The sequence below is a fragment of the Ruminococcus sp. genome, from assembly GCF_019417665.1.
Lineage (GTDB): Bacteria > Bacillota > Clostridia > Oscillospirales > Ruminococcaceae > Ruminococcus_C.
In genome coordinates this window covers 1-7,123 of sequence record NZ_DXUU01000086.1, presented here as the reverse complement: position 1 = coordinate 7,123, position 7,123 = coordinate 1, and the positions used below count along the sequence as shown (strand labels likewise).

4 protein-coding genes are annotated in these 7,123 nt (G+C 45.8%); 1 reads left to right on the top strand and 3 read right to left on the bottom strand.

The features are described from left to right. Positions 1 to 71 precede the first annotated feature (71 nt). Positions 72 to 1,145, bottom strand: a complete 1,074-nt coding sequence (locus QZ375_RS13305) for a siphovirus ReqiPepy6 Gp37-like family protein (protein ID WP_295219739.1) — start codon at positions 1,143 to 1,145, stop codon at positions 72 to 74. 2 nt (positions 1,146 to 1,147) lie between these two features. Then, positions 1,148 to 2,020: a phage tail domain-containing protein gene (locus tag QZ375_RS13300; protein ID WP_295219738.1), complete on the bottom strand. Its 873-nt coding sequence runs from the start codon at positions 2,018 to 2,020 to the stop codon at positions 1,148 to 1,150. A 129-nt stretch (positions 2,021 to 2,149) separates the two neighbouring features. Here QZ375_RS13300 and QZ375_RS13295 point away from each other — a divergent pair, with 129 nt between their 5' ends. Further along, a complete protein-coding gene (locus tag QZ375_RS13295; RefSeq protein ID WP_295219737.1) occupies positions 2,150 to 3,559 on the top strand; it encodes a HEPN domain-containing protein in 1,410 nt (469 codons plus the stop codon). Between the two features lie 16 nt (positions 3,560 to 3,575). On the opposite strand, the gene QZ375_RS13290 is transcribed toward QZ375_RS13295, so the two are convergent. After that, the gene (locus tag QZ375_RS13290; RefSeq protein WP_295219736.1) at positions 3,576 to 7,085 is read right to left on the bottom strand and encodes a phage tail tape measure protein; all 3,510 of its coding nucleotides are present in this window, start codon (positions 7,083 to 7,085) and stop codon (positions 3,576 to 3,578) included. Between the last annotated feature and the right edge of the window lie 38 nt (positions 7,086 to 7,123).

The following is a 7,123-nucleotide window of genomic DNA, read 5'->3' as shown; positions in this document are numbered from 1 at the left end:
TGAAATCCTCTGCGGTATACACCCGGTCGAGGTTCTGTGCGTTAAAAAATCCATAAGAAAATGCCATATGCTCACTCCATCTCCTTAAATGTCGGTGTCAGACTTCTACCGTTCTGGTCGAAACTCTCCACCATGCCGATCAGCTGGATTCGAGGTTGAATCAAGCCGAATCTTCTCTGTTCCACGGTTACATAATCGCCCACAAAATAATCCTTGTTGTACTGATACTGGGTGGAAAAAGCAGCGATGGCGGATTCCGATGCCGTTTTTGGCTGCACAAGATGCTCCGCACCGCTGCTTTTCAAAATTTCCAGATATTCCGCATCGGTCACATCTTTTTCCTGTGCCGTGTTTCGCTCGTCTACATACACCTCATAGCGGTTAAGGTAGGTCGGCTCTGCACCGGAGCAGAAGGTCGTTCGTTTTCTGGCATTTCCTTCGCCACAGCCCAGCACATAGGCGAAGTTTTTCTGCACGGCATCGTCCGCTGCATAGGAAAAGGACAGCAGATTGTTGTACGCATCGGAGAATACGATGTGGGGATTTTCATCCTGCAACAAACTGCGGTCTGTTCCGGAAAACAGATCGCATTTCAGTGTATTTCCATCCAGCCGCACATTTGCCGAACCGCCGATGGTTTCACAAAGGCTGTACAGCCATTCTAAGATGTTGTCATAGCTGACCTGCATTCGTGCGGTTTTCTGCCAGCAGTCACCAGACACCGTACCCATGGAAAAACCGGGCAGATTGCGGATTCCGGCGGAGATCGCATTGCGGGACAGCACCTTGCGGACGATGTCCTCATAACTGCCGTTTGCGGTGATGGTGGGATAGATGATCCGCCGTTCCAGCAGACAGGCAAGAAACCGTCCGGTGACCGTCAGGTAATCGCCCTTTTCGGCATCGGTCTCCAATTGCAGGGACTCAATGATGCCGAAGTGCTGTGCATCATCACTCCTTGCCACAATTCTGCCACGCTGAAAGATGGATACATTCTGCGGACTGGCAGCAATATACACCTCGAAACAGCCGCACTGGTAGAACTCAATGTCCCATAAGAGCGAAGAATAACTGTCGCAGATGGCTTCCAGTGACACAGAGATCTGGTCTTTCAGAGCTGTCAAGCTGTAAATTTCCAACTGCATAGCTATACCCCCAGATAAGAATTGCGGTGCATCAATGTCACACGCAGCTTTTTCACACCACGAACTGCCTCGATCCGAAAGGTATTTGTGCCTTCCTTCAAGGTCAGCCAAGTCGAACCGGAAACCAGCCGGTTCAGGATATTGCTGTCTACGCCGTTACGTGTCAGCGTGACCGTTTTGCTTCCGGTTTTCGTGGTAACCGTAATGACATCGCCGGTCAGAATATCACCTTTGATTTGCAGATATTCGCCATTTTCGTTGTAGATGGTCGGTGTCACTGCCACCACTTCCTGCGGAATGTCGCTGGGCAATGCCTCAATTCGCAGTGTGAATCCGGTTTCATCCCCGTCATTAGTGATAGAGAACAGGTTGCTGTTGGAATACACGCCCAAAGGAAACGGAGCATCGCTCTCCGGAAAGGGAAAGTGAAATGCTCCGGTGATGCCGCTGTAATAGGCATAGAAAATATCCCGGCTGTACCAGTAAATATCCGGACAGAGAATGGAGATCTGCCCGCTGATCTGCTGCTCGAAATTTGACACCTCGCAGGTTTCTACATACCCCTCGGCATAGACATCGATGTTCGCCGTCTTGTACCAGATCTTGATGTATCGGGACGGCTTGACCACATGATACAGCTGATGCCGCCGTTTCTCGATCCCAATGCCACGCATGGCAAAGGAAATGACTACGTTTCGCTTTTCGATGAAAGCGTTGTTCAGGTAGCTGCCGTTCATGCCAGCGTAAGAAGAAGTGGAAATCGTTCCGGCTGGCGGATTCAGACCTTCGATTTTGGAGGTCATGTATTGGTTGGCAGTGGTAGATAGATTCACTTGTTCGCCAGATTCATTTTCGAGAGTGAGGGTGAAATACATGGGATGCCTCCTTGTTTTTTCTGGTGGGGTGTGGTATAATTGATGAAAGCAACACGGTCTTTATAGATCCTGATTCCGAGAAATTCATATTCGATAATTAAAAAACAAGTAGCTTATGGAGGATACGCATTGAAAAAGAATGGTGAACTAGTAAGTGGTAAATTAAAATACAATGATGTAGAATTTACATTTGTATTCGACGGAAAAGAACTAAGATTGATTCCACCACAAGAAGAAAGTTGCCAAACAGAATCTGATTTGATTACGATTTCCCATATCATGCAAGATCCGTTAAAAATTGACGTGCCTTTTTTAAAAGGTGTTTGCTATGAAAATGGCCATCACTATATTTTTTTAACACAGATCGGAGAACTTATTGGAAGTAAAAACGCAATTCTATTTATCAACGTACTCGGTTATATCAAAGGGCATTCAAGCATAGATAAAATATGTAAAATGTCGTTTTCAAGTCCTGAACTCAATTGCATTTACCCCGTAAATCAAGTTCTTGAATATAATTGTAATCGTAAAAAATTATCTGAAACAGGAGTATTTTCAATACGTACTTCTGATTTTGCTTCTACAACAACTGAAAAAAAAGCGTTTATTGTAGATGAGAAAAAAGTAATGGTATCCTTTGGCATATCAAGAGGATTTAGCACTAAGGTAAATGAGCCCCCTGTTTCAATAAACTCATCTATGAGTTTTACATTTGATCCAACATCAGATTATAAATTTATAATGAGGTTATGGAGAATTGCAAAAGAGTTCATTTGCTTTCTGTGCTATAGAAAAAATGTTACATGGCCTAAAACTAATATTTCAATTCCATTTAAAGATGGGAAAACAATACAAATTGGAGATCTATATATAACTGGTGAACACCAAGAAGAAGAACTGAAAACATTAGAGAAAGGAAGATTCATTAAACGACAATACATAGAAAGTTGTGAAGAACTAATATTATCTGATTTAGCACAGAACCTGCTATATACTCGTCACATACCAGACTCATATAATTCTGGAAGATATATCAATGCATCACGATTTATTATGATTACCGCAGCTTTTGAGTGGGAGTTTCATAGAAGATATCCAAATGGAGTACCGAAAAAAGAATCAACAGTACAACTTGAAATGCAAGCTGAAGAAGAAATTCAAAAGTTAATAAGCACCTCAAGTGGAAAACTAAAAAAGAAGTTTCAATTCCTCAAAAAGTTCATAAAATCAGATTCATTGCAAACAGAAATCATTAAGTTAGGTGAAGATTTTGATTCCATTATTGGCGAATTTGGTCACCATTTATATGAAATAAATAATGAAAAATTAAATTATAATGAGATGGGAAAACGCATAGCAGACCAAAGAAATCATTTTGCACACGGCGATTTAGACAAAGACTTTATTGGCACTTCTCTTTTAGATTTGATGTATATGGAATATATCGTATATGCATTGCAATTAAAAAAATATGATGTAGCTAATGATGATATACGTAAGGCAATAAACGATTTATTTGGATTGGGATTTAATCTGTGAACTTGTTAATTGTATATTACACATTCAACGCATTCCGTGTCAACCGATAAATCTCCAACCGTGACAGTGCCTTCGGCGATTGATTCGTCTGATTCACCGTTTTCCGGTTATCGGTATTGTAATAATTGTTCACCGTGCCGCCGGAACTGCCGCCGACTATCGCACCGGAGATACCATTCAAACTATAATTCAAATCAGAATCCATAGTCAGCTGCATGGCTTTTGCCACACCGCCGACTGCTTTTTCCACATACTTCTTGCTCTTGTCAATGCCCTCTGCCAGCCCTTTCATGAAGTCCGGCATCCAGCTTTCGTAATCTGTCAGCGGTCCTTTGTCCGGCACAGAAAAGTGCAGGAAATCCCGAATGGTATCGGCGACATTGGTGACGCAGTCTGCCAGCCAGCCGATGGCACTCTGAATGCCGTCAATGATGCCCTGAATGATGTCCCGACCCCAGTTCCAGGCATCCGAAGCCAATCCCCTGATATATCCGACAGCCGCCTCGAATCCGCTTTGAATGGTGGACTGGATACCACTGATCTTATCAGAAACCGCTGAACGGATGTTGTCCCAGATGCTGGACACCGTAGAAGAAATGCTCTGCATCACGTTGGAAATGGTGCTCTTGATGCTGTTCCAGATGTTAGATACCACCGACTGGATGGCGTTCAGAACATTGGAAACCGCAGAAGAAATCCGATTCCAGATGGAGGATACCACAGAAAAAATGGCATTCATCACACTGGAAATCGTGCCGGAGATGCTGTTCCAGATGGAAGAAACCACATTCCAGATTGCTGACAAAACAGAAGAAATGAAACCAGATACCGCATTCCAAACCGTAGTCACCACATCTTGAATCGCTGTCAAAATCGTGGAAATCGTATTGGAGATGGCATTCCAGATGGTTTCAAAGGTCGTTCGGATGCCCTCTAAAATGGGTGTTAAAAACGCCACGATTGCATTCCAAATGGCACTGATCTTCTCCGAGATCCAGTCCATCACTCTGCCCACAATGATTTGAATAGCTTCAAAAATCGTCTGAAACAGATAGCCGAATGCTGTAATCAGCGGTTCTAAGGTGGTGTAAATGGCGTTCCAAACGGTCGTAATGACGTTATAAATTGTCTGAAAAACCGTAGAAACCACAGTGTAAATGGCATTGAAAATCGTGCTGAAAAAGTTGTAGATTCCTGTCCAGATGGCAGTGAAGAAATCCCGGATCGCTGTAAATACAGTCGTTGCCACCGTCTGAATGGCAGTGACAATGGTGGTGAAGGTATTGGAAATAGACGTCCAGGTGTTGACGAAAAAGTCCCGGATTCCGGTAACGATTCCCGTGAAGAAGGAAGCGATGCTGTTCCAGGTATTCACAAAAAATGTTTTGATGGAAGTCCAGACTTCGTTCCAGCTTGTTCCGAACCACCCCAATACCACATCTGCAATGCCTTTCAGGGTATTCATGATATTGCGGAACGTGTTGACAATGAAGTCCCAGATAGATGTGAAGATGCCTTTGATGCCATTCCAGCACTGTTCCCAGTCACCAGTAAACAGACCGATCAGAACATCCAGCAATCCCAGAAGAATGCCGGTAAATTCGGAAAAGACATTGGAGATATTCTGAAAAGCACCCTCAAAAATGGGAGCTAACAGATTGCACAACCCATCCCACGCCGCTTTCAGCACATCGGTGAAGCTTTCAAAGTCAAATCCCAGGGCATTGATGCGGTCTGTGACACCTTGTGTCAATCCGGTAAAGGTGCTTTTGATCTGTTCCCAGATGGCGATGATATTGCTTTTGAATTCGTCATTGGTTTTCCGGAGATGCACAAAAGCAGCCACCAGAGCGGCAACAGCTGCGATAATGGCAAGCAGCGGACCCAGCGACACGCCCAACGCCCCTGTTACAGCCCCGATGCCGCTTTGCACAGCAGAGAACAGGGCAGGCAGCTTGGAAATGGCGGAAAAGACTGTTCCCACACTGGAGACGGTCTTCCCCAATGCGATCAGCATCGGACCCAGAGCAGCAGCCACCAGTGCGATCTTTGCGATGGTTTCTTTGGTCTGCGGGTCTAATTGGTTCAGCTTGTCCACCAGTTCCTGAATGCGGGAAACAATGGAGCGAATGGTAGGCATCAGAATGTCAGAAAAGGAGATCGCCAACTCTTCCAGCTGGGACTTCAAGATGGTTACTTGTCCAGCAAGGTTATCCTGCATGACAGCCGCCATTTTTTCAGTCGTGCCATTATAGCCGTCTACTGTATCCGAACAGGTATCAATGGCATTGGACAGCTTTTCAAAGTCCGCCGGAGAACCGTTGATAATCGCCAGCATACCGGACATTGCCTCTTTGCCAAACAGCGAGGCAGCAGCCTGTGCCTGTTCTGCCTCGGAAAGTCCGCCCAATTTCTGTCGGAGTTGTTCCATGAGTTCCCGCAGAGAATACATCTTGCCGGAACTATCCGTCAGAGAAATGCCGTACTGTTCCATGGCAGATGCTACCGTGTCTGTCGGCTTTGCCAGATTGGTGATGGCGGAACGCAGTGCTGTACCAGCCTGTGAGGATTTGATACCGGCATTCGCCATCAAACCGATGGCAATGGCAGAGTCTTCGGCGGAATAGCCCAGAGAACCCAATACCGGAGCGGCATACTTAAAAGTTTCACCCATCATGCTGACGTTAGTATTGGCGTTGGAACTTGCGGCTGCCAGAATATCCGCAAAGTGTCCGCTGTCCGAGGCAGACAAACCGAAAGCGGTCAGAGCGTCTGTGACAATGTCTGAAGTAGATGCCAAATCTTCGCCACTGGCGGCGGCAAGATTCATGATGCCTTCGATACCGCTGAGCATATCGTTGGTTTTCCAGCCTGCCATTGCCATGTAGTTCATAGCATTCGCAGCCTCACTTGCAGAGAACTTCGTTTTACTGCCCATTTCACGAGCCTTTTCCCGGAGAGCATCCATCTCTGAACCGGTCGCTCCCGAAACAGCTGCCACCTTTGACATGGCAGAATCGAAATCCGCACCAGTTTTCACGGCAATCGTTCCCAGAGCCGTGACACCAGCAGTGACTGGCAGCAGCTTTTGTCCCACGCCAGAGATCTTATCTCCGGCATCCTGCATCTTTTCTCCGACCACACCCAGTTTTTCCAGGGCAGTGTGAGAATTGTTTGCTTCTGTGGTCAGGCGTTTCAGTTCATTTTCAGTTTCGATGATCTCACGCTGCAAGGCATCATACTGCTGCTGGGAAATTTCGCCGTTTGCAAGAGCGGTGTTTGCCTGTTCTGCGGCAGTTTTCAGTACTTCCAGCTTTTCTTTGGTGGCAGACACCGCATCTGCCAGCAGCTTGTGCTTCTGGGACAAGAGTTCGGTGTTGGTGGGGTCAAGTTTCAGCAGTTTCTGCACATCTTTCAGCTGTGTCTGCGTCCCCTTGATGTCCCGGTTGACACCTTCCAGGGCTTTGGATAGCTTGGTGGTATCGCCGCCGATTTCTACGGTGATGCCCTTGATTCTATTAGCCATACAATCTCACCCCCTTATCAAAATTTATCAAAGTCACT